The 17,175-nt window shown below is 69.3% G+C and carries 22 protein-coding genes and 1 pseudogene; 13 read left to right on the forward strand and 10 right to left on the reverse strand.

What is annotated here, in order from left to right:
* From ACXJKR_RS07825 to ACXJKR_RS07840, 4 genes are all read left to right on the forward strand, one after another.
* Positions 1–497: GMC family oxidoreductase (locus tag ACXJKR_RS07825; protein WP_457322155.1), on the forward strand; the 497-nt coding region annotated here is incomplete at its 5' end.
* Positions 498–665: 168 nt separating this feature from the next.
* On the forward strand, positions 666–2,609 hold the full coding sequence (locus ACXJKR_RS07830) for an alkyl/aryl-sulfatase (RefSeq protein WP_457322157.1): 1,944 nt from the start codon (positions 666–668) through the stop codon (positions 2,607–2,609).
* Positions 2,610–2,623: 14 nt separating this feature from the next.
* Positions 2,624–3,073: a VOC family protein gene (locus ACXJKR_RS07835; RefSeq protein ID WP_457322159.1), complete on the forward strand. Its 450-nt coding sequence runs from the start codon at positions 2,624–2,626 to the stop codon at positions 3,071–3,073.
* Positions 3,070–3,432: a hypothetical protein gene (locus tag ACXJKR_RS07840; RefSeq protein WP_457322161.1), complete on the forward strand. Its 363-nt coding sequence runs from the start codon at positions 3,070–3,072 to the stop codon at positions 3,430–3,432. The genes ACXJKR_RS07835 and ACXJKR_RS07840 overlap by 4 nt, the downstream gene beginning before the upstream one ends.
* Here the strand turns inward: ACXJKR_RS07840 and ACXJKR_RS07845 are convergent.
* Genes ACXJKR_RS07845 through ACXJKR_RS07860 form a run of 4 tightly spaced genes read right to left on the reverse strand, consistent with a single transcriptional unit; the run spans position 3,429 to position 5,709 of the window.
* Positions 3,429–4,568 carry an MBL fold metallo-hydrolase gene (locus ACXJKR_RS07845; RefSeq protein WP_457322163.1) on the reverse strand — a complete coding sequence of 380 codons (1,140 nt, stop codon included), beginning with the start codon at positions 4,566–4,568 and terminating at the stop codon, positions 3,429–3,431. The genes ACXJKR_RS07840 and ACXJKR_RS07845 overlap by 4 nt on opposite strands.
* Entirely contained in the window at positions 4,565–4,924 is a 360-nt protein-coding gene (locus ACXJKR_RS07850) for a YkgJ family cysteine cluster protein (RefSeq protein WP_457322165.1), read from the reverse strand. Before ACXJKR_RS07850 ends, ACXJKR_RS07845 begins: the two co-directional genes overlap by 4 nt.
* A gap of 8 nt (positions 4,925–4,932) precedes the next feature.
* Positions 4,933–5,313, reverse strand: a complete 381-nt coding sequence (locus tag ACXJKR_RS07855) for a RidA family protein (RefSeq protein ID WP_457322167.1) — start codon at positions 5,311–5,313, stop codon at positions 4,933–4,935.
* A 12-nt stretch (positions 5,314–5,325) separates the two neighbouring features.
* Positions 5,326–5,709 carry a cupin domain-containing protein gene (locus ACXJKR_RS07860; RefSeq protein WP_457322169.1) on the reverse strand — a complete coding sequence of 128 codons (384 nt, stop codon included), beginning with the start codon at positions 5,707–5,709 and terminating at the stop codon, positions 5,326–5,328.
* A gap of 94 nt (positions 5,710–5,803) precedes the next feature.
* Here ACXJKR_RS07860 and ACXJKR_RS07865 point away from each other — a divergent pair, with 94 nt between their 5' ends.
* Complete coding sequence (locus tag ACXJKR_RS07865; RefSeq protein WP_457322171.1) at positions 5,804–6,127, forward strand: hypothetical protein; 324 nt, start codon at positions 5,804–5,806, stop codon at positions 6,125–6,127.
* Here the strand turns inward: ACXJKR_RS07865 and ACXJKR_RS07870 are convergent, their stop codons facing one another.
* From ACXJKR_RS07870 to ACXJKR_RS07880, 3 genes are all read right to left on the reverse strand, one after another.
* Complete coding sequence (locus ACXJKR_RS07870) at positions 6,128–8,191, reverse strand: sensor histidine kinase (protein ID WP_457322173.1); 2,064 nt, start codon at positions 8,189–8,191, stop codon at positions 6,128–6,130.
* Positions 8,188–8,889 (reverse strand): response regulator transcription factor, encoded by a 702-nt coding sequence (locus ACXJKR_RS07875; protein ID WP_457322175.1) that lies wholly within the window; start codon positions 8,887–8,889, stop codon positions 8,188–8,190. Before ACXJKR_RS07875 ends, ACXJKR_RS07870 begins: the two co-directional genes overlap by 4 nt.
* 65 nt (positions 8,890–8,954) lie before the next feature.
* The gene (locus ACXJKR_RS07880; protein WP_457322177.1) at positions 8,955–9,356 is read right to left on the reverse strand and encodes a DUF1801 domain-containing protein; all 402 of its coding nucleotides are present in this window, start codon (positions 9,354–9,356) and stop codon (positions 8,955–8,957) included.
* A gap of 98 nt (positions 9,357–9,454) precedes the next feature.
* Between ACXJKR_RS07880 and ACXJKR_RS07885 the strand changes: the two genes are divergently transcribed.
* Both ACXJKR_RS07885 and ACXJKR_RS07890 read left to right on the forward strand, forming a co-directional pair.
* Positions 9,455–9,769: an NIPSNAP family protein gene (locus ACXJKR_RS07885; protein WP_457322196.1), complete on the forward strand. Its 315-nt coding sequence runs from the start codon at positions 9,455–9,457 to the stop codon at positions 9,767–9,769.
* Positions 9,770–9,871: 102 nt separating this feature from the next.
* Positions 9,872–10,252 (forward strand): VOC family protein, encoded by a 381-nt coding sequence (locus tag ACXJKR_RS07890; protein ID WP_457322179.1) that lies wholly within the window; start codon positions 9,872–9,874, stop codon positions 10,250–10,252.
* Here ACXJKR_RS07890 and sodC read toward each other — a convergent pair.
* Positions 10,249–10,770, reverse strand: coding sequence for a superoxide dismutase [Cu-Zn] SodC (sodC, locus tag ACXJKR_RS07895; RefSeq protein WP_457322181.1), 522 nt, complete (start codon positions 10,768–10,770; stop codon positions 10,249–10,251). The genes ACXJKR_RS07890 and sodC overlap by 4 nt on opposite strands.
* Positions 10,771–11,025: 255 nt before the next feature.
* Here sodC and ACXJKR_RS07900 point away from each other — a divergent pair, with 255 nt between their 5' ends.
* The 3 genes from ACXJKR_RS07900 to ACXJKR_RS07910 all read left to right on the forward strand — a co-directional run bounded on the left by ACXJKR_RS07900 (position 11,026) and on the right by ACXJKR_RS07910 (position 14,233).
* A complete protein-coding gene (locus tag ACXJKR_RS07900) occupies positions 11,026–12,270 on the forward strand; it encodes an SPFH domain-containing protein (RefSeq protein WP_457322183.1) in 1,245 nt (414 codons plus the stop codon).
* Positions 12,271–12,276: 6 nt separating this feature from the next.
* On the forward strand, positions 12,277–13,767 hold the full coding sequence (locus tag ACXJKR_RS07905; protein WP_457322185.1) for a hypothetical protein: 1,491 nt from the start codon (positions 12,277–12,279) through the stop codon (positions 13,765–13,767).
* A gap of 118 nt (positions 13,768–13,885) precedes the next feature.
* A complete protein-coding gene (locus tag ACXJKR_RS07910; protein ID WP_457322187.1) occupies positions 13,886–14,233 on the forward strand; it encodes a YciI family protein in 348 nt (115 codons plus the stop codon).
* A 9-nt stretch (positions 14,234–14,242) separates the two neighbouring features.
* On the opposite strand, the gene ACXJKR_RS07915 is transcribed toward ACXJKR_RS07910, so the two are convergent.
* Positions 14,243–14,896, reverse strand: a complete 654-nt coding sequence (locus tag ACXJKR_RS07915) for a PEP-CTERM sorting domain-containing protein (protein WP_457322188.1) — start codon at positions 14,894–14,896, stop codon at positions 14,243–14,245.
* 116 nt (positions 14,897–15,012) lie between these two features.
* Complete coding sequence (locus ACXJKR_RS07920) at positions 15,013–15,732, reverse strand: PEP-CTERM sorting domain-containing protein (RefSeq protein WP_457322190.1); 720 nt, start codon at positions 15,730–15,732, stop codon at positions 15,013–15,015.
* Between the two features lie 173 nt (positions 15,733–15,905).
* Between ACXJKR_RS07920 and ACXJKR_RS07925 the strand changes: the two genes are divergently transcribed.
* From ACXJKR_RS07925 to ACXJKR_RS07935, 3 genes and pseudogenes are all read left to right on the forward strand, one after another.
* Entirely contained in the window at positions 15,906–16,310 is a 405-nt protein-coding gene (locus ACXJKR_RS07925; RefSeq protein WP_457322192.1) for a YciI family protein, read from the forward strand.
* Between the two features lie 10 nt (positions 16,311–16,320).
* Positions 16,321–16,863 carry an SRPBCC family protein gene (locus tag ACXJKR_RS07930; protein ID WP_457322194.1) on the forward strand — a complete coding sequence of 181 codons (543 nt, stop codon included), beginning with the start codon at positions 16,321–16,323 and terminating at the stop codon, positions 16,861–16,863.
* 70 nt (positions 16,864–16,933) lie between these two features.
* Positions 16,934–17,175 (forward strand): annotated as a pseudogene (locus tag ACXJKR_RS07935) (SRPBCC domain-containing protein); the annotation flags it as partial.

Genomic DNA, 17,175 nt, shown 5'->3' on the forward strand with positions numbered 1-17,175 from the left:
CCCGCAAGCTGCACTGGGGCCACGGCATCTCCTGCCATGTCGACGTGCTGCGGCCGCACAGCCGCGGCACGGTGGAGCTGGCCGGGCCCGACCCGCAGCTGGCACCGCGCATCGACCCACGCTTCCTCAGCGATGAGCGCGACATGCGGCTGCTGCTGAGGGGCGCCCGGTTGCAGCAGCGCCTCATCGAATCCAAGCCTTTCGACGGCCTGCGCGGTGACATGCTCTACCCGGTGCGCGCCGACGACACCGAGGCGCTGGCCGCCGACATCCGCGCCCGTGCCGATACGCAATACCACCCGGTGGGCACCTGCCGGATGGGCCCCGCGGGCCGCGATCCGATGGCCGTCGTCGATGCGCGACTGCGTGTGCACGGCATCGGTGGCTTGCGCGTCGTCGACGCCTCGGTGATGCCCACCATCGTCGGTGGCAATACCAACGCCCCCACCATCATGATCGGCGAGAAGGCCGCCGACATGATCCGCAAAGATGTCTGAGCCCCTCGCCCAGCCGCGCCGCCCTGAACGCGGGCGCGCCCAGTCGGTCCCCCGAGGGGACGGCGATGCTTGCCGGATCGACCGGCAAGCACATCGCCACGGCGGGCCGGCTTGGGAGCGGCCCTGCGCTCGGCCCGAAAACCGTGCCCATAGCTCAATGGAGACGAAATGAAGACGATGACCCTAATCGCCGCAGTCCTGGCCCTCGCCGGCTGCAGCCGTGAAACCGCAGCGCCCTCCGGCGATGCCAGCGCGACGACGGTGCAGGCGAACGCGCAGTTCGCGCAGGCCCTGCCGCTGGACGAGGCCCAGGGCTTCGAGGATGCCAAGCGCGGCCTCATCGCCCGCCCGGAGGGCAAGATCCTCGCGGTCGACGGCAGCGTGCTGATCGACTTCGACGCCTTCAAGTTCGTCGATGGCGCGGCGCCGCCCACCGTCAATCCGAGTCTCTGGCGCCACGCCAAGCTCAACGCGCAGATCGGCCTCTTCAAGGTGGTCGACGGCGTCTACCAGCTGCGCGGCTTCGACATGGGCAACATCACGCTGATCGAGGGCAAGACCGGCTGGATCGTCGTCGACGCGCTGACCTGCCGCGAGACCGCGAGCGCGGCCATGGCCTTCGCTCGCAAACACCTGGGTGACAAACCGGTCACCGCGCTGCTGTTCTCGCACAGCCACATCGACCATTTCGGCGGCGCCCTGGGCGTGCTGACGGCCGAGCAGGCGCGCACCGTGCCGGTCATCGCTTCGGCGGGCTTCATGGAAGAGGCCACCAGCGAGAACGTCATGGTCGGCACCGCCATGGGCCGGCGCTCCGCCTACCAGTTCGGCAAGAACCTGGAACGCTCGCCCAAGGGCCTGGTCGACACCGGCCTGGGCAAGGCCGTGGGCTACGGCAGCTTCGGCGTGTTGGCGCCGACCGACCTCATCACGCAACCCACCGAGGAGCGCGTGCTGGACGGCGTGCGCGTCGTCTTCCACAACGTGCCCGGCGCCGAGGCGCCGGCGGAGATGACCTTCTCGGTGCCGTCGCTCAAGGTCTACGGCGGTGCCGAGAACCTCGCGCAGACCATGCACAACCTGCTGCCCGTGCGCGGCGCCAAGGTGCGCGACGCGCTGCGCTGGGCCGGCTACATGCAGAGTGCGCTGGACCAGCTCGGCGATGCCGAGGTCTACGTCGGCCAGCACAACTGGCCGGTCTGGGGCCATGAGCGCATCGCCGACTTCATCACCAAGCACCGCGATGTCTACAAATACACCCACGACCAGACGGTGCGCCTCATCAATGCGGGCCTGACGCCGGCGGAGATCGCCGACCAGATCCGCTTGCCCAAGTCGCTGCAGGGCCACTTCGGCGCACGCGGCTACTACGGCGACCTGCGCCACAACGTCAAGGCCGTCTACCAGTTCTACCTCGGCGCCTACGACGGCAACCCCGCCCACCTGGACCCACTGCCGCCGGTGGACGTCGCCAAGCGCTATGTGGCCCTGGCCGGCGGCGCCGACAAGGCCGTGGCCGCCGCGCAGACGGCCTTCGACCAGGGCGACTACCGCTGGGCCGCCGAGCTGCTGAACCACGTCGTCTTCGCCGATGCCGGCCACAAGGCCGCGCGCGAGCTGCTGGCGCGCGCCTACGACCAGCTCGGCTATGTGGCCGAGGCCTCCACCTGGCGCAACAGCTACCTGACGGCCGCCGCCGAGCTGCGCGGTGGCGCGCCCAAGCAGGGCGTCAACCGCGCAGCCTTCCTTGACATGCTGGCCCAGACGCCCATCGAGCGCTTCCTCGAGGCCATGGCCGCCGGCCTCAACGGCCCGGCCGCCGAGGGCAAGGACTTCAAGATCAACCTGGTGCTGACCGACACCAAGGAGAGCTATGTGCTGTGGATCGAGAACGCCGTGCTGCACCACCGCCGCGCCGAGCCGGCCGCGGATGCCAACGCCACGTTGACGCTGACCAAAGCTTTCTTCGTCAGGATGATGGCCGGCACCGCCGGCGCCAAGGACCTGCTGCTGTCGGACGACGTCAAGGTGAGCGGCAGCAAGATCGATCTGGGCCGCTTCCTGAGCCTGATGGACAAGGCAACGGGAACCTTCCCCATCGTGTCGCGCTGACGCAAACTGCGGGCATGCAAGCCAATCGCTCCATTCCCGCTGCGACCGTCCTGCCCGAACTGGCCTATCCGGACGTCAACGCCGCGGCCGATTGGCTCTGTCGCGCCTTCGGCTTCGCGGTGCGGCTGCGCATTGCCGACCATCGTGTGCAGATGAGCGTGCCGGGCGGTGGCGCCTTGGTGGTCAAGCAGGGAGAGGTGACGCCGGACGGCTGTTCGTCGCACTCGGTCATGGTGCGAGTGGCCGATGTCGATGCCCACCACGCCCGTGCGGCAGCGGCTGGCGCCGCGGCGGCCGGCGCGCCGACAACCTACCCCTTCGGCGAGCGGCAATACGGCGTGCGCGACTTCGCCGGCCACCACTGGGTTTTCACGCAGAGCGTGGCCGACGTGGACCCCGCGGCGTGGGGCGGCGAGCTGCATGCAGAATCAGCCTCTCCTCCCCACGGATTGGAAGACTCGTGAAACCCAAGTCCACCGCCCTGGTTCTTGCCGGCCTGTTGATCGGTGCGCCCGCGATGGCGGCCGATGAACCTCCGTCCACGCTCGAAAAGATCGAAGGCGCCGTGACGCGCGGCGCCCAGGCTGCGGCCAGCGGGGTTGCCCGTGGCGTGCACGCAGCGGCGAGCGGCATCGAGCGCGGTGCCAAGGCGACGGTGCGCGGCGTGGAGAAGGGCGCCAGTGCAGCTGCCCGCGGTGTCGCACACGGTGTGGATGCGGCGGCCAGCGGCGTCAAGCGCGGTGCCGACGCAACCAGCAATGCTGTGCGCAAGACGGCGAACAAGGTCGAAGGCAGCGGCTCAGCCGCCAGCTCCTCGAATTAATCCAAGGGCCAGGGCATGGCCTTGGGCATCTTGGCGGGGTCTTGGGGCTCCGCCGGCCTGGCGCTTTTGCGCGCCGGCGCATCGGCCTCGCGCCACCACGGCGTAGCGGGCTCGCCCTTGGCAGGCTCGACCGCCTCACCCAGACGAGGCATCAGCAGCTGGGCGCCCTGCTTCGGGCCAAGTTCCAGCAATGTCTCGGCCGGTGCATCCCAGTCATGCAGGGCTAATGAAAAGGTGCCCCAGTGCACCGGCAGGAAGGCGCCGCCGCCGAGCAGCTGGTAGGCCTTGAGCGCGTTTTCAGGCCCGAGGTGGATGTCGCCCCAGGACGGATGGAAGGCGCCCACTTCGAGCATGACCAGATCGAAGGGCCCGAAGCGTTCGCGAATGGCCGCGTACTCGCTGGTGAGGCCCGTGTCGCCGCTGAAGAAGACGCGGTGTTTCGGCGTCTCGATGACGATGGACGACCACAGCGTGGCGTTGCGGTCGGTCAGCGAGCGGCCCGAGAAATGCTGCGACGGCGCCGCATGGATGCGCAGTTCGGAGTTCGGCGCCTGCCAGTGCTCCCACCAGTCCAGCTCGACGATGCGCTCCGCCGGGATGCCCCAGGCCTCCAGGTGGGCGCCGACGCCCAGCGAGGTGATGAAGGGCACCTCCTGCAGCTTCACCAGCTCCTTGACCGTGCCCATGTCCAGGTGGTCGTAGTGGTCGTGGGAGATGACGACGGCGTCCAGCTTGGGCAAGGCCTTCAAGGCCAGCGGCACCGGCTGGAAGCGTTTCGGCCCGGCCAGCTGCGAAGGTGAGGCGCGCTTGCCCCAGACGGGGTCGGTCAGCACACGCAGGCCGTCGATCTCGATCATCACCGTGGAGTGGCCGAGCCAGGTGGCGCGCAGGCCGGTGTCGGTGGGCTTGAGCCAGGCGTCCAGCGGATTGACCGAGGGCAGGGTGCCGGCGGGCGTGCGGCGGCCTTCGGAGCAGATGAAATCGCCCAGCGATGGCCGCTCGCTGCGGTCACGCAGCCCCGGCTGGATGGGATGGACGTTGCGAAAGCCCTCGCCTGCCTCCGTGGCCAGGTAGCGCGGCGACGCCCGCATGCGTTCAAGACGGAGGCCGRTGGCGCGTTTGCCGAGGGATTTCATGGCAGCAGGTGTTGGGGCAGACCTGCCGAGATGGCGGCGTGGCGCGGGCTTTCAAGGCCATGGGCCGCACGCGCCTTCAGGCATTGGCTGTCGCCGGGCTGCACGCCGCGGCAGGTGCTGGAGCGCTGGGCGTAGATGCTGCAGCCCACTTCCTGGCCCACCTCGCCGCGCAATGCGATGCAGCGCACCGGCCGAGTCTCGGTGCCAGCCATGCAGCGGTGCAGGGAACCAACCGGCCGTGTCAGCGCCACCGGCACGGTGCCGCTCGGCGCGTCGTCGGCCTCGGCCCAGTAGAAGGACACGCGGAACACGGCGCAGCAGGCGCCGCAGCGCTGGCAGTCGAAGTCCTCGTCCATGGGCGGTGTCAGGCTTCAGCGATGGCCGCGATGGACACCTTCAGCCCCGGTACGCGGGCGGGCAGCTTGGCGCCCTGGCGGGCCGGCGGGTCGACCGGGAACCAGCGCAGATATTCCTCGTTCATACCGGCGAAGTCGTCCTCGTCGGCCAGCACGATGGTGACGCTGACTATTCTGTCCATGGCGCTGCCTGCAGCGTCGAGGATAGCGGCGATGTTGGTCAGGCACTGGCGGGTCTGTTCCTGCACCGTCGTGCCGACGAACAGGCCGGTCTCGGGATCTGTCGGCGCCGTGCCGGACACGAAGACCAGCCCCGCCGCCTTGACGGCCTGGCTGTACATCGGGGGCGGCTTGGCGGCCTTGGGGGTGTAGACGATGTCGCGGGGCATGGGAGGTCCTCTTCACGCGGGTTGGTGCTGGGTGCCGGCGCCCATCGTGATGAAAAACATCCGGCTGGGCCGGAGCACCTTGGCCGTATGCCAGACGCCGCGCGGCACGACGACGGCGCCGCGGTCGGTGATGCGCTGGGCGGTGGCAACGCCTTCGGCGGTCTCCATCAGGAATTCGATGTCGCCGTCCAGCAGGTAGACGAACTCCTCGCCGTGGGGATGCATCTCCCAGCTGCCCCAGTCGGCGTCGCAGAGGAACTCCGACACCAGCCAGTCCTTGCCCAGTGCGTCCAGGGCCTCTTGCGGCTGGTTCCAGAACTCGCGGYCGCCCACCTCCTGGTGGATGCCGCCGTTGGCGTCGAGCAGGGCATAGGTTTCATCGGGCAGGAACTTCATCGGGAGGCCTCCTGGCGCTGATTGTGCGGGCCGGTGTGCAACATGCCGCAACCGGGCGGCTTGAAATGTGTGGGGGTGGCGGCATGTGGGACGCATGCCTTCCGTCATCAAGCTCGCTGTCCCCGCCGAACTGCTGTCCCTCGTGCGCCTGGCCCAGTTGCTGCAGGCGCTCGAAGGCCAGGGTCATGCGGCGGACCCTCATCAATACCAACTCCTCGTCCAGAAGCTTGGTGCCGAGTTGCACGAGCACCAGGGCCATCCGACGCTGGCGGGCCTGCTCGACCACTTCCCCGCTGCGGCCGAGGTCTACGAGAACCTGCAGTACGGCCATGCCGGGCTGGTGCGGGCGCCGCTGGAGATGTCGCTGAGTTCCGAGCTCGCAGTGCGCGAGCTGCTGGGCCGCGTCCGCAAGCGCTGATCAGCTCCGTCTCAGCTTGATCTCGAACACGACGCCGTCGGCGACATTGCGCGCCGCGATGCTGCCGCCCATCTTGGCCAGATAGGTCTTGGCAACGAACAGCCCCTGGCCGCGACGCTGGCCGTTCTCCGGCTCGGCATCACTGACGCCGTAGTCGAAGATGCGCGTGAGCTGATCCTCGGCGATCTGCGGGCCCTGGTTGTGGATGTCGATGATGGACAGCTCGCCTTCGATGCGCAGCGCCAGCGTGATGGGCGTGCCGGCCACGCGGTAGCGGTCGGCATTGGTCAGCACATGGGTGATGGCGTCTTCCAGCGGGTACTCGTCGGCCTGTACCCAGACCGGTTCGTTCGGCGCGTAGGTGACGTTGGCGATGCCCGCATAGGCCGCGTTCCCGGCCACCTGGCGCAGGAAGGCGTCCAGGTCCAGCCGGCCCACGGCCAGCGTCGCGGCGGCGAGGGCCTCGCTCGGTGAGGCCTGGCCGTAGAGCACCTTGACGGCCTGCTGCATGCGCTGCACATAGCGCCGGCTCGGATCGGCTTCCGATCCGTGCAGCAGCATCAGCGACTGCAGCGGCGACATGATCTCGTGGCCCACGGCATGCCACTGGTCGTGCTCGCGCTCGGCGCGCAGCTGCTCGCGGCGCAGGCTGTCGCGGGCGTGCTGCAGCAGGTCCGACAAGCTGCCGGCCAGGATGCCCAGCTCGTCGCGGCCGCGCAGGTCGGCCACGTCCAGCGTGCCGAGCTCGAAGCGCTCGGGCGACTGCAGCTGGTGCGACAGCGCGGCGGCGCGTTTCGTCAGCATCGCGACGCGGCGGATCAGGCCCATCTCGATGATGAGCCAGGCCAGGGCAATGGCGGCCAGCATCGCGCCCACGGGCCAGGCCAGGCGGGCAGCGCTGGCGCTCAAAGACCGGTCCAGTCCTTGCAGGTCACCGCTCAGCGTGATGTCGAAGCGGCCCGCCGGTGTCGTCACGCCGTCCCGGGCCTGCAGCGTGCGCGGCGTGGCCGGCGCGGGCAGGTGCTGGATCAGGGCCGTCAGCCAGGGCGACGGCGGTGTGCCGGTCTCGTCGGCGCCCTGCAGCAGCGCGACGACGTTGCTGCCGCGGGTGATCCTCAGCGTCTCGCCGGGCGCCAGCGTGCCGGACAGCCGCGCCAGAGACAGCGGCGCTTGAGCCGCGGCACTGCTGCTGTCGAACAGCACGGTGCCGCCAGGGCCGAGCAGGGCCAGGCGCAGGCCGGTGCGGGACAGGTCCGCCGGCGGCCATTGCGGGCCGCCGGGGCGGAACAGCGCCTCGCGAAAGGCCTCGACCGGCAGGCGGATGGAGACCGTCGTGCGGCGCGGGCAAGGCTCGGCCGTGCTCAGGCAGGGACCCTCGCGCCAGACCCAGCCACGGAAGTCGCGTTGCGGCCGGGCCTTGTGCGGCAGCGTCGCAGTGTTGCCGGCCTCGTTGACCGTGAAGCCGGGCAGCTGGCCGCGCTGGGCGTCCAGCATCTCGACGGGAGCCAGCCAGTACTGCTCGGCGCCGTCGCGCTTCAGGCTGATGCGCACGCGGTGCACGTCGGCCAGCTCCAGCGTGCCGCGCTCACGCGAGACCAGCGGCGGCGCATCCAGTGCCGCCACGAGATAGATGAAGCCGCCCGCATAGGCATTGCTGCCCACTGCCGTGCACAGGCTGGCGCCGCCCGGGTATTGCAGTGCGCAGCCGGCCATCTCAACGGCTCGCTGGGCCTTGGTTGCGTCGTCAAAGTCGATGGCCGCGAAAGGCAGCAGCAGCGGCGCGACCCAGCCGGCCTCGACCTGGGCCGGCTCGGGGTTCATCAGCGCCAGCTGGCCGGAGGGGTGGCGGAGCTGGGCCACGATCTCGGCCAGCGACTTGGCGAAGGTCTGCTCGTAGCGCTGCGCATTGCGCTGCCGCTCCTCGTTCAACAGGGCCAGCGCCAGGGCCAGCGTGGCCAGGGCCAGGGCGATGAAGACGAGGTGGAAGACGATGCGGTTGCGAAAGGCCGCGACGCCGAGGCGCGGCATGTCGGGCAGCGGGAAATCAACCCGGCCGAGCTTCATCCGCCAGGGGTCCAGCGAAAGCCGCGCATCGGGATGTTCTCGATGCCGTCAAACGTCGGGTCCACGTCCCTGAACGCATCGCGGATGGTCGCCACATGCTTGCGCACGTTGTCGCGGTTGCGGCCGCTCTTGACGACGTCGAACAGCTCCTCGTAGCTGACCACCTCGCCGGCGCGCGCGTGCAGGGTCGCGAGGATGCGCTGGGCCGTCAGCGGCAGGTTGATGCGCTGGCCGCGCCACATGGGGGTGCGCTGCTTCAGCGGGTCGAGCTGCAGGCTGCTGTCCTCGGCCTTGGCGATGGCCTTGACAGGTTCCTTCAGCCGAGCCGTGCGCAGGATGTCGAGGAAGGTCTCGATGAACTCGGCCTCGTCGAAGGTCGTCTTCTGCAGATAGTCCCAGGCATCCAGCGCCTTCATGATGCTGCGGTAGATGGCCGCCGGCATGGCCGACACCACCAGCACCGGCGTGCCCAGGCCCTGCTTGTTGATCTCGTTGATCAGCGCCACGCCGGCATTGCGTTCGCGGCCCAGCTCGATGTCGAGCACGACGAGGTCATAGCGCTCGCGCAGCAGGGCCGCTTCGGCGGCGTCGCGGTCGAACCATTGGTCGACGGTCAGCTCGGGGCGGGYGGTGCGAATCCAGCCGGCCAGCTGTTCGCTGGTGGTGGGGTCGTCTTCGATGACGGCGATGCGGGGCATGCGGTGATTATGTGGAGGCCTGCACAGCCGGTCGCGGAAGGATTCTTCCGCTTGGCCGCCATGGCTTAGACGTGGCGGATCCAGCCCTTCAGCACTGCCTGCAGCGCAGGCAGCTTGGCCGTGAAGTCGACTGCAGAGGTGAATTCGACTTGTGCGCGGTCCTTGCCCAGCCACTTCAGCAGGCCGGCGGGATCCGTGATCTGCAGGCCGCCTTCGGGCAACTCGCGGGCCTTGGCGCCCAGGTGCAGGATCAGGCCCAGGCCGGTCTTGCTGCGCAGATGGGTGGTGGCGAAGTAGTCGCTCGTGCGCCAGCTCGGCGCATTCCATTTGATGCCTTCGGCGATGGACGGGTCCACGGCGAGGATGGCCCGGCGCAGTGCCTCGATCTCTGGCTTGAAGGGGTGGTCGAGGGTCGCCATGAACTGGTCCACGGCGGCGGTGGTGTCGGCGGCAGTCAGCTTGGGCATGGCGGGATTCTGGCGAAAAGGCCGGCGCCCGCTGCATGTCGCCTTGGCCTGCGAATGCGCCGCAGAATCTGCAGTTCACTGAACTGCGGCTCGCCTACATGATCACCTGCTATCTGCGCTACGTCATCGATCCCAACAAGACCAAGGAATTCGAGTACTACGGCAAGCTCTGGCTGCCCCTGGTCGCGAAATTCGGCGGCACGCACCATGGCTACTTCCTGCCGTCGGAGGGCGCCAACAACATCGCGCTGGCCTTGTTCTCTTTTCCGTCTCTGGCGGCCTACGAGGACTACCGCAACCGCTCGCTTCAAGACCCGGAATGCCAGGCTGCCTTTGCATATGCGAAGGAAACGCAGTGCTTCCTGAGCTACGAGCGCAGCTTCTTCAGGCCCGTCCTGGCGGGCGATGCCTAGGAATCCCATCCACTGATCGGAGGTGGCGCCGGCTTGGCGCCCGTCCTATGCTCGACGCCCGGCCAGCCTCCCGCGTGACCGGCACGAGCGAAAGGACTGCATATGCTGAACAGCGCTCCCGTCACGACGATGCTGCCCGTGGCCGACATGGCCCGGGCCCGGGCTTTCTACGAAGGCTGTCTGGGCCTGGTGCCCGGCGGCCTGAAGCCGGATGGCAAGTTTGTCTATAGCGTGAGCGGCAGCACGCTGGCCCTCTTCCCCAAGCCGGGCGGCACCAAGGCCGACCACACAGCCATCAGCTTCAAGGTGGACGACATTGCCGCCAGCATCGCCGAGCTGAAGCGGGCGGGCGTCGTCTTCGAGGACTACGACTTCCCGGACTTCAAGACCGTCGACCACGTCTGCGTGCTGGGGTCCGAGAAGGCGGCGTGGTTCAAGGACACGGAGGGCAACTACCTCTGCATCCACGAGGATCTGGCTTAGCCGCCAATCACGCCACAGCCCATGCGTGCACCACCGCCGCCCAGCGGCATCGGATGGTCAGCGTGGTTGTCGCCGCCGGYGTGAACCATCAATGCATGGCCTTTGACATCGGCCAGCTTGAGCCGCGGGCCCAGCACGGGCGACGTGGCGGTGCCGTCGGCACCCACATACAGCGGCGRCAGGTCGCCCAGGTGGCCGTCGCCCCAGGGCTCGCCATGCTTTTTGCTGCCCTGCGGGTCGAGGTGGCCGCCGGCGGCACCGGCCGGCACGACGGCGCCGTTGCTCTCGGCGGGCGCGCAGGAGGGCTTCTCGTGGACATGGAAGCCATGCAGGCCGGGCGGCAGGCCCTTCAGCTGGGGATAGAAGGCCAGGCCATAAGGTGTCTCGACAATGCGGACGGTGCCGAGCGCAGCGCCATCGCCCTGCTTTTCGGCCAGGTTGAGGGTCACGGTGGCTTCGGCGGCCACGGCCAGCGAGCTGGCAAGCAGGCAGGCACCGGCGATGAACAGGCTTTTCATGAGGTCTCCTTGGTAGGTTGCCAAGCGTAGGCACTGGCTCACGGCGTTCGAATGTGACATGTACCGGCTTGACGGTACATGTCGTCTGCATTGAGGGGATGGCCCACGAAGGTGGATGCTGACATGTCCGGAAGATTCCTTCCATGACGTCGGAAGAAACCCACCGCGCGTCGCTCTCGTCCCTTCCCGCATGACTGGGAACCATGGCCGCCATGCATCGAACACCGGTGCACATCGCCCAAGGAGCTCATCACCATGCTGCAACGCCTCAAGACCCTCGCCGCTTCCATCCGCCACGCCTTCAGCCGCGGAGCCAGCCGCGGCCTTGAAGCTGCGCCCACGGCCGCCCGTTCGCTGCGCCGCGCCCTGCCTCCGCTGCTGATCCTGACGGCCGTGACCGGCGCCGGCTATGCCGTCGTCACCCACCCGCCCCTGCAGGCCGTGCCCCACGGCCAGGCCGCGCTGCGCACCAACCAGTTCAGCGGCGGCACCAGTGAGTTCCGCGAAGGCAGCTTCATCCGCATCCCCGGCCTGCACGAGGTGCGCCTGTTCCCGCTGCGCGATCAGAGCTACCACCCTGAAGCCATCGCCAAGGCCCAGGGCTCGGCACCGCTGCAGTCGGTGGAAGGCCTGTCACTGGGCCTGGACATGAATGTGCGCTGGGCCGTGGATGAGAAACGCCTGGCCGAGCTGTCGCGCAAACTGCCCGACAACATCGAGGCCGACGTCATCGCGCCGGCCGTGCAGGCCGTCGTCTACAAGCAGATCGCCAAGCGCACCGTGCGCGAGATCTTTTCCAGCCAGCGCGCCGAGATCGCCGCGGCGCTGGAAGCCGAGCTGCGCGCCAAGCTGGCCAGTGACGGCATCGTGCTCAAGGGCGTGCAGATCGGCTCGGTCGACCTGCCGCCCGACTATCGCCGCGGCATGGACAGCCTGTTGGCCGACAGCCTGGCCAGCGAGCGCATGCGCTACACGCTGGAGATCGCCGACAAGAAGGTCAAGGAGACCGAGCTGACCGCCGCCGCCGACAAGGTGCGCCGCGAGACCGCCGCCGAGGCTGCCGGGCGCGAGCAGATCATTGCTGCCAAGGCCCAGGAAGAGGCCATGAAGCATGTGCTGCCCTTCAAGCAAAAGCAGATCGAGCAGCGCGCTCTCGAGGCGCAAGCCGACAGCGCCGCGCGCATCCAGCAGGCCGAAGGCCAGGCCAAGGCGCGTCGCATCGAGGTCGACGCCGAGGCCTCTGCGCGCCAGAAGCTGGCCGATGCCGAGGCCTACCGCCTGGGCCAGGTGGGCAAGGCCAATGCCAGCCAGATGGCGGCCGAGGGCGCGCTGCTGACCAAGCACCCGCTGCTGGTGCAGAAGGCCATGGTCGACAAGCTGTCGGACAAGGTGCAGGTCATCATTGCCCCGCCTGGTTCGGGCGGCTTCATCGGCAGCGCGCTGCTGGGTGGCACCTCGGCTCAGCCGAGGGCTGCTGAAGCCACCACGGAGAAGGAGTAAGCCATCATGCGTCGCATTGCGCTGATCGTCGTCGCCTCCGCCGTCGCCGCCGTCGTCATGACCAAAGCTGAAGCCGCGCCTTCCGCCGAGCTGCCCGCGTTCCCGCGCGCCGGCCTGGTGGTGCAGGACGCACCTCTGCGCGGTGCGCCGCGCGACACCGCCTCGCTGCAGGCCCAGATGGCGCGCGGCGAGGCGCTGGAGATCCGCGCCGAGCGCGGCGACCACTGGCAGGTCTGGGACTACCGCCGCGAGCGCGGGGGCTGGCTGCGCAAGGGCCAGATCCTTGTGGTGCCGCGTGGCGAGGGCGCCAGCGCCGAGCTGCTGTCGCAACTGCGCCTGGCTCGCCAGCAATGGGGCACCGAGGGCCTGGGGCTGGGCCTGGCCGCGGCCTATGTGCAGCTGGCCACGCCGGCCGAGTTCGCCGGCCCCGGCGGCGCCGAGGCGCTGGAGGCCATGGGCATGTTCGCCGAGCGCATTGCCGACCGTGCCTCACAGCCGGCCGCCAAGCCGACCGAGGGCCAGCTGGCCGCGCAGATGGAGGTGGCAGCGCGCTATGGCCTGAAGTTTGAGTCCTTCGACGTGGAAGAGGGTCGCGTGCAGGTCTGCTACGACGGCGAGGCCTTCCGCCGCCTGCTCGTCACGGCCGCCACGCCCGAGCAGCGCGTGCATGCGGTGCTCGCCCTCACGCGGCCCGACTGCCTGAACCCACGTGCTACGCCGCGCGAGGCCGAGGCGCGTGACCAATGGCGCCAGCAGGTGCTGGTCCAGGTCGATGCGGCCAGCCTGCCCGCCTACTGGAAGAACCGTCTGCTGATGCGCCGCGCCAGCGTTGCCGCCAGCCTGGCCTTTGCCCAGGCCCGCCGTGGCGCCGGTGGCGAAGCCGTGCCGGCTCTGGCCGAGTTCGCCGGCATCACGCCCACCGAGCTGACCGAGGACGACCAGGCCGCCTATGCCGACGCCGCCATGCGCGTGAACGCGGCGCGCTGGCTGGGCACGGCCGCCACGGCACGTGACTTCGGCGCCGTGCAGCTCGCGCTGCAGCCAGGTGCGGACGGAGAGCGCTGCGTGGAGTTGAAGGAGGGCGGCAAGCTGGCTGCGCGCCGCTGCAGCTATGGCCAGATCGCGCTGGCCTCGGCCTCGCTGAACCGCGAGGGCCGTGCTCTGGCCCTGGCCGCCCAGCCGCTGGATGGCTGGCGCGAGCTGTGGGTGTTCCTGAAGGAGCCGGGCAGGAACGGCGGCTGGCGCATCGAGGTCATGCCGCCGGCGCCGGCCCAGCCGGGCCTGGGCGTGGCCGAGTTCGCCGGCTGGGTGCCGGGTGGCGCGCAGATGCTGCTGGCCCGCGAGTTCCGCGCCGAGGGCAAGTACCGCCGCAGCTTCGAGGTCGTGTCGCTCAGCAACCTGGCGACCGAACGCCAGTCCAGCGAGCCGGCATTGATGGGCGCCTTCCAGCGCTGGGCCGACCCCGCCTGGCGGGGCAGCTCGCCGATGCGGCGTTGAGCGAAACCTCGCTGGCGCTTCGGCTGTGGCTCATGACGCCGTTCAACCCAACTGCCAGGAATGAGATTCGACAGGCGCCAGAATGCCGGCCTGTTGCCACGGACTGCGGAACCCGACCATGCCCCAGATGCTGCTCATCGTCGAACCCACGGGCCAGCGCGCCGAACGCGGCCGCGTTGCCGGCGAGGCTGTCTACCAGCGCATGCTGGACTTCACCGCCGAACTCAAGGAGACCGGCCTGCTGCTGGGCACCAACTCCCTGGGCACGGCGGCCAAGCGCTATGCCAAGCGCAGCGGTGACGCCCAGGTCTGGGACGGCCCGTTTGCCGAGGCCAAGGAGATGGTGGGCGGCTATTTCCTGCTCGACACCGAAGACCCCGCCGTTGCCATGGCCTGGGCCGAGCGATGCCCGGCAGCGGAATGGGCCACCGTGGAGATCCGCGGCGTCGGGCCTTGCTACATGTAGGCCTCCCGTTCAGCGCCGCCGCCGTGCCAGTGCCGCCAGGCCGCCGAGCATCAAGGCCCAGGTTCCCGGCTCGGGCACGGCCGCGGTGATGGCATCGAGCTCCACCACGCGTGGCCCGGAAGCGCCGAAGAAGCTGGTGGCCTGTGTGAACTCGGCGCGGAAGTGGCTGGCCGTGACCGGCGCGAAGCTGTCGCCGAGCTGCAGGTGCTGGTCCACGTACAGCGCGAGCGTGTCGACGCTGGACACGGCCACCCAGGCGCCGCCGATCTCGGCCGACAACGTGAAATGCGCGAAGGACCGCGCGCCGTTGCCCCCGTCGGCGGCGGCCTCCAGCTGCCAGCCGAGCAGCGTGATGGGCGCGGGCGTCGCCCATTCGATGACGTGCACGGTGCCGGTGGGCAGCAGGTCGGGAAATATGGTGTTGAAACGCTCGCCCGAAAACGGGCTGTTCTCGCCCGCGTCGCCGCCGAACATGCCCGGCCCGTTGCCCGGCAGCGCCGGGTTGGCGATGAACTGCGTGACCGCGCTGCCCTGGCTGACGTCCCAGGCGTCGGTGGCGGAGGCCGCGCTCGCGGCCTGCGTCAGGCCCGCGGCGAGCAGGCTGGCGATCAACGTGCCCCGGGCGAGACTGCGCAGACTGCGACGAGGAAGATATTGGCTCATGTGACGCTCCGATCGGAAAAGACAAATTCAGTGTCGTCAGCCACCGTCCGGCACCGTCTCGGTGGCAGCGCGCCGCCGAGCGGGCGACGGTGGAGATGCCCCGGCATCGGCCCCTGTTACGCCCGGGCGGTTGCGCGGCGCCGGTGCAAGGCGAGCAGCATGCCGAGCCCGCCGAGCATGGCCGCCCAGGCCGCCGGCTCGGGCACGGCGGCGATGCGCAGGCTCAAGTCCACCGTGTCGCCGTTGAAGGCCCCGTCGGCGCCGAAGCCGACGGCGAAGTCCAGGTGGTCGCCAGCGGCGAGCACGAGGGTCTGCGAGAACGACGACCCGGGGTGGAACGCGTCGAGCGCGACGGCGTGCAGCGCCAGCTGGTTCCTCAACACGTGGACGTCGGTCACGCCGACGTCGTCGCGCGTGAAGGTGGCCTCGACGCGGAAGCTGCCCGCCTGCGGTGCCGTCCATCGCACGATGCTGAGCCGGCCGTCGTTGCCCGGGTGCAGGCCCAGCTCGCCGGGCAGGACGGCGCCGCTGCCGTAGTCGATGGCGGCGGCGGTGCCGTTGTGGAACACCAGCGGGTACATGCCGGGAAAGGTGAGCCCGCCGGCATTCCAGCTGCTGGCGCCGTAGAACACCGTGCCGGGCGTGCCATAGGCCTCGAAACTGCCGCCCAGCGTCGCCGTCGAGCCATAGGCCCACGGCCCCGTGGGGTTGGCCGCGCTGGAGAAGTCGGCCGCGGCGTCGAACACCTGGGCCGAGGCCAGCAGCGGCGCCACTGCCAGTGCAGCGAAGGCCACGGCGCGAGGAAGACGGGTGCAGCGCAGGGAGAAGGGGTTCATCGCAGTGGCCGGATCGTGGAGGTGCCACCAATGTGCCGGGTCACCGTCTCCGCTCCGTCTCCACGGCGCAGGCGGCCTAGGTAATTTCCCTAGGCGTGTCGATTCGGGCCCATCTGCATCGTCGTGCAAGTGAAGGCCGCGAAAGCCGCCGCCTCGTCACCAGGAGACCTGCCATGCGATTCATGATCCAAGTCCGCGCCCGAGCCACCAGCGAGCGCGGAGACCCGCCCGGCCCCGAATACGCCAAGCTGTTCGAGGAGATGGGCGCCTTCCACGAGGAGATGGCGCGCGCCGGCGTGCTGCTCGACGGTGCCGGCCTGCGGCCCAGCCGCGACGGCTGGCGCCAGCGCTACGGCAAGGACGGCAGCCGCACCATCATCGACGGCCCCTTCGCCGAGACCAAGGAGCTGATCGCCGGCTACACGCTGATCCAGGTGCGCTCCGTCGAGGAGGCCCGGGCCTGGGCCAGCCGCTTCCCGCAGCCCTTCCTGAGCGAGGACTGCGAGATCGAGGTGCGGCGGCTCTATGAAGACGCCGATTTCGCCCCCGGCGGCGATATGGCCATCCGTGCCGAATGAGGAGCGCACCATGAGCAACCTCACCATCATCTTCATCTGCCTGGGTGTCGCCCTGTTGCTGCTGCTGGCCTATGCCGCCACCCGGCCCGACGTTTTCCGGGTCGAGCGCCACGTGCGCATCGCCGCACCGGCCGACAAGGTCTGGCCCCTGGTCAGCGAGTTGCGCGCCTTCAACCGCTGGAACCCCTATGAGCGCAAGGACCCGCTGATCAAGAGCGCCTACAGCGGCGCCTCGAGCGGCATCGGCTCCCGCTACGACTGGGACAGCAAGGAAGTTGGCAGCGGCAGCCTGGAGATCGTCAGCCAACAGCCCGGCCGCGCCGTGCAGATGAAGCTGGATTTCGTGAAGCCCTTCGAGGCCCACAACCAGGCCGAGTTCGTGCTGCAGCCCACGCCCGACGGCGCCACCGAGGTGCGCTGGGCCATGCACGGCCCCGCCAACTTCATCAGCAAACTGATGGGCGTCTTCATCGACATGGACAAGATGGTGGGCCGCGACTTCGAGGCCGGCCTGCAGAACCTGCGCCAGCTCTCGGAGGCCCAGACGTCATGAGCGCCGCCCGGCCGTCCGAAGGCGCTCAACTCCCGCTTGGCGGGACAGCGCGCAGCGCGAAGGGTGCCCAATGACCGACCTCGACTTCAGCATCGACATTGCCGCCCCGGTCGCGCGGGTCTGGGACTGCATGTTCGACCCCACCGCCTACCGCGACTGGACCCGCGCCTTCGCCGAGGGCTCCTATTTCGAAGGCAGTTGGGCGGCCGGCCGCCGGCTGCGCTTCCTGGACCCGCGCGGCTTTGGCATGGAGGCTGTCGTCGACGAGAACTTGCCGTACGAACGACTGTCACTGCGGCTGGTGGGTGAGAT

This window comes from Roseateles sp. P5_E11 (genome assembly GCF_054049355.1).

What these genes read in the sequence shown, in the direction of transcription:
- ACXJKR_RS07830 (WP_457322157.1), top strand. Translation starts at nt 666, where the DNA reads ATGAAGACGATGACCCTAATCGCCGCAGTCCTGGCCCTCGCCGGCTGC.
- ACXJKR_RS07835 (WP_457322159.1), top strand. Translation starts at nt 2,624, where the DNA reads ATGCAAGCCAATCGCTCCATTCCCGCTGCGACCGTCCTGCCCGAACTG.
- ACXJKR_RS07850 (WP_457322165.1), bottom strand. Translation starts at nt 4,924, where the DNA reads ATGGACGAGGACTTCGACTGCCAGCGCTGCGGCGCCTGCTGCGCCGTG.
- ACXJKR_RS07855 (WP_457322167.1), bottom strand. Translation starts at nt 5,313, where the DNA reads ATGCCCCGCGACATCGTCTACACCCCCAAGGCCGCCAAGCCGCCCCCG.
- ACXJKR_RS07865 (WP_457322171.1), top strand. Translation starts at nt 5,804, where the DNA reads ATGCCTTCCGTCATCAAGCTCGCTGTCCCCGCCGAACTGCTGTCCCTC.
- ACXJKR_RS07870 (WP_457322173.1), bottom strand. Translation starts at nt 8,191, where the DNA reads ATGAAGCTCGGCCGGGTTGATTTCCCGCTGCCCGACATGCCGCGCCTC.
- ACXJKR_RS07880 (WP_457322177.1), bottom strand. Translation starts at nt 9,356, where the DNA reads ATGCCCAAGCTGACTGCCGCCGACACCACCGCCGCCGTGGACCAGTTC.
- ACXJKR_RS07885 (WP_457322196.1), top strand. Translation starts at nt 9,455, where the DNA reads ATGATCACCTGCTATCTGCGCTACGTCATCGATCCCAACAAGACCAAG.
- ACXJKR_RS07890 (WP_457322179.1), top strand. Translation starts at nt 9,872, where the DNA reads ATGCTGAACAGCGCTCCCGTCACGACGATGCTGCCCGTGGCCGACATG.
- ACXJKR_RS07900 (WP_457322183.1), top strand. Translation starts at nt 11,026, where the DNA reads ATGCTGCAACGCCTCAAGACCCTCGCCGCTTCCATCCGCCACGCCTTC.
- ACXJKR_RS07905 (WP_457322185.1), top strand. Translation starts at nt 12,277, where the DNA reads ATGCGTCGCATTGCGCTGATCGTCGTCGCCTCCGCCGTCGCCGCCGTC.
- ACXJKR_RS07910 (WP_457322187.1), top strand. Translation starts at nt 13,886, where the DNA reads ATGCCCCAGATGCTGCTCATCGTCGAACCCACGGGCCAGCGCGCCGAA.
- ACXJKR_RS07915 (WP_457322188.1), bottom strand. Translation starts at nt 14,896, where the DNA reads ATGAGCCAATATCTTCCTCGTCGCAGTCTGCGCAGTCTCGCCCGGGGC.
- ACXJKR_RS07920 (WP_457322190.1), bottom strand. Translation starts at nt 15,732, where the DNA reads ATGAACCCCTTCTCCCTGCGCTGCACCCGTCTTCCTCGCGCCGTGGCC.
- ACXJKR_RS07925 (WP_457322192.1), top strand. Translation starts at nt 15,906, where the DNA reads ATGCGATTCATGATCCAAGTCCGCGCCCGAGCCACCAGCGAGCGCGGA.
- ACXJKR_RS07930 (WP_457322194.1), top strand. Translation starts at nt 16,321, where the DNA reads ATGAGCAACCTCACCATCATCTTCATCTGCCTGGGTGTCGCCCTGTTG.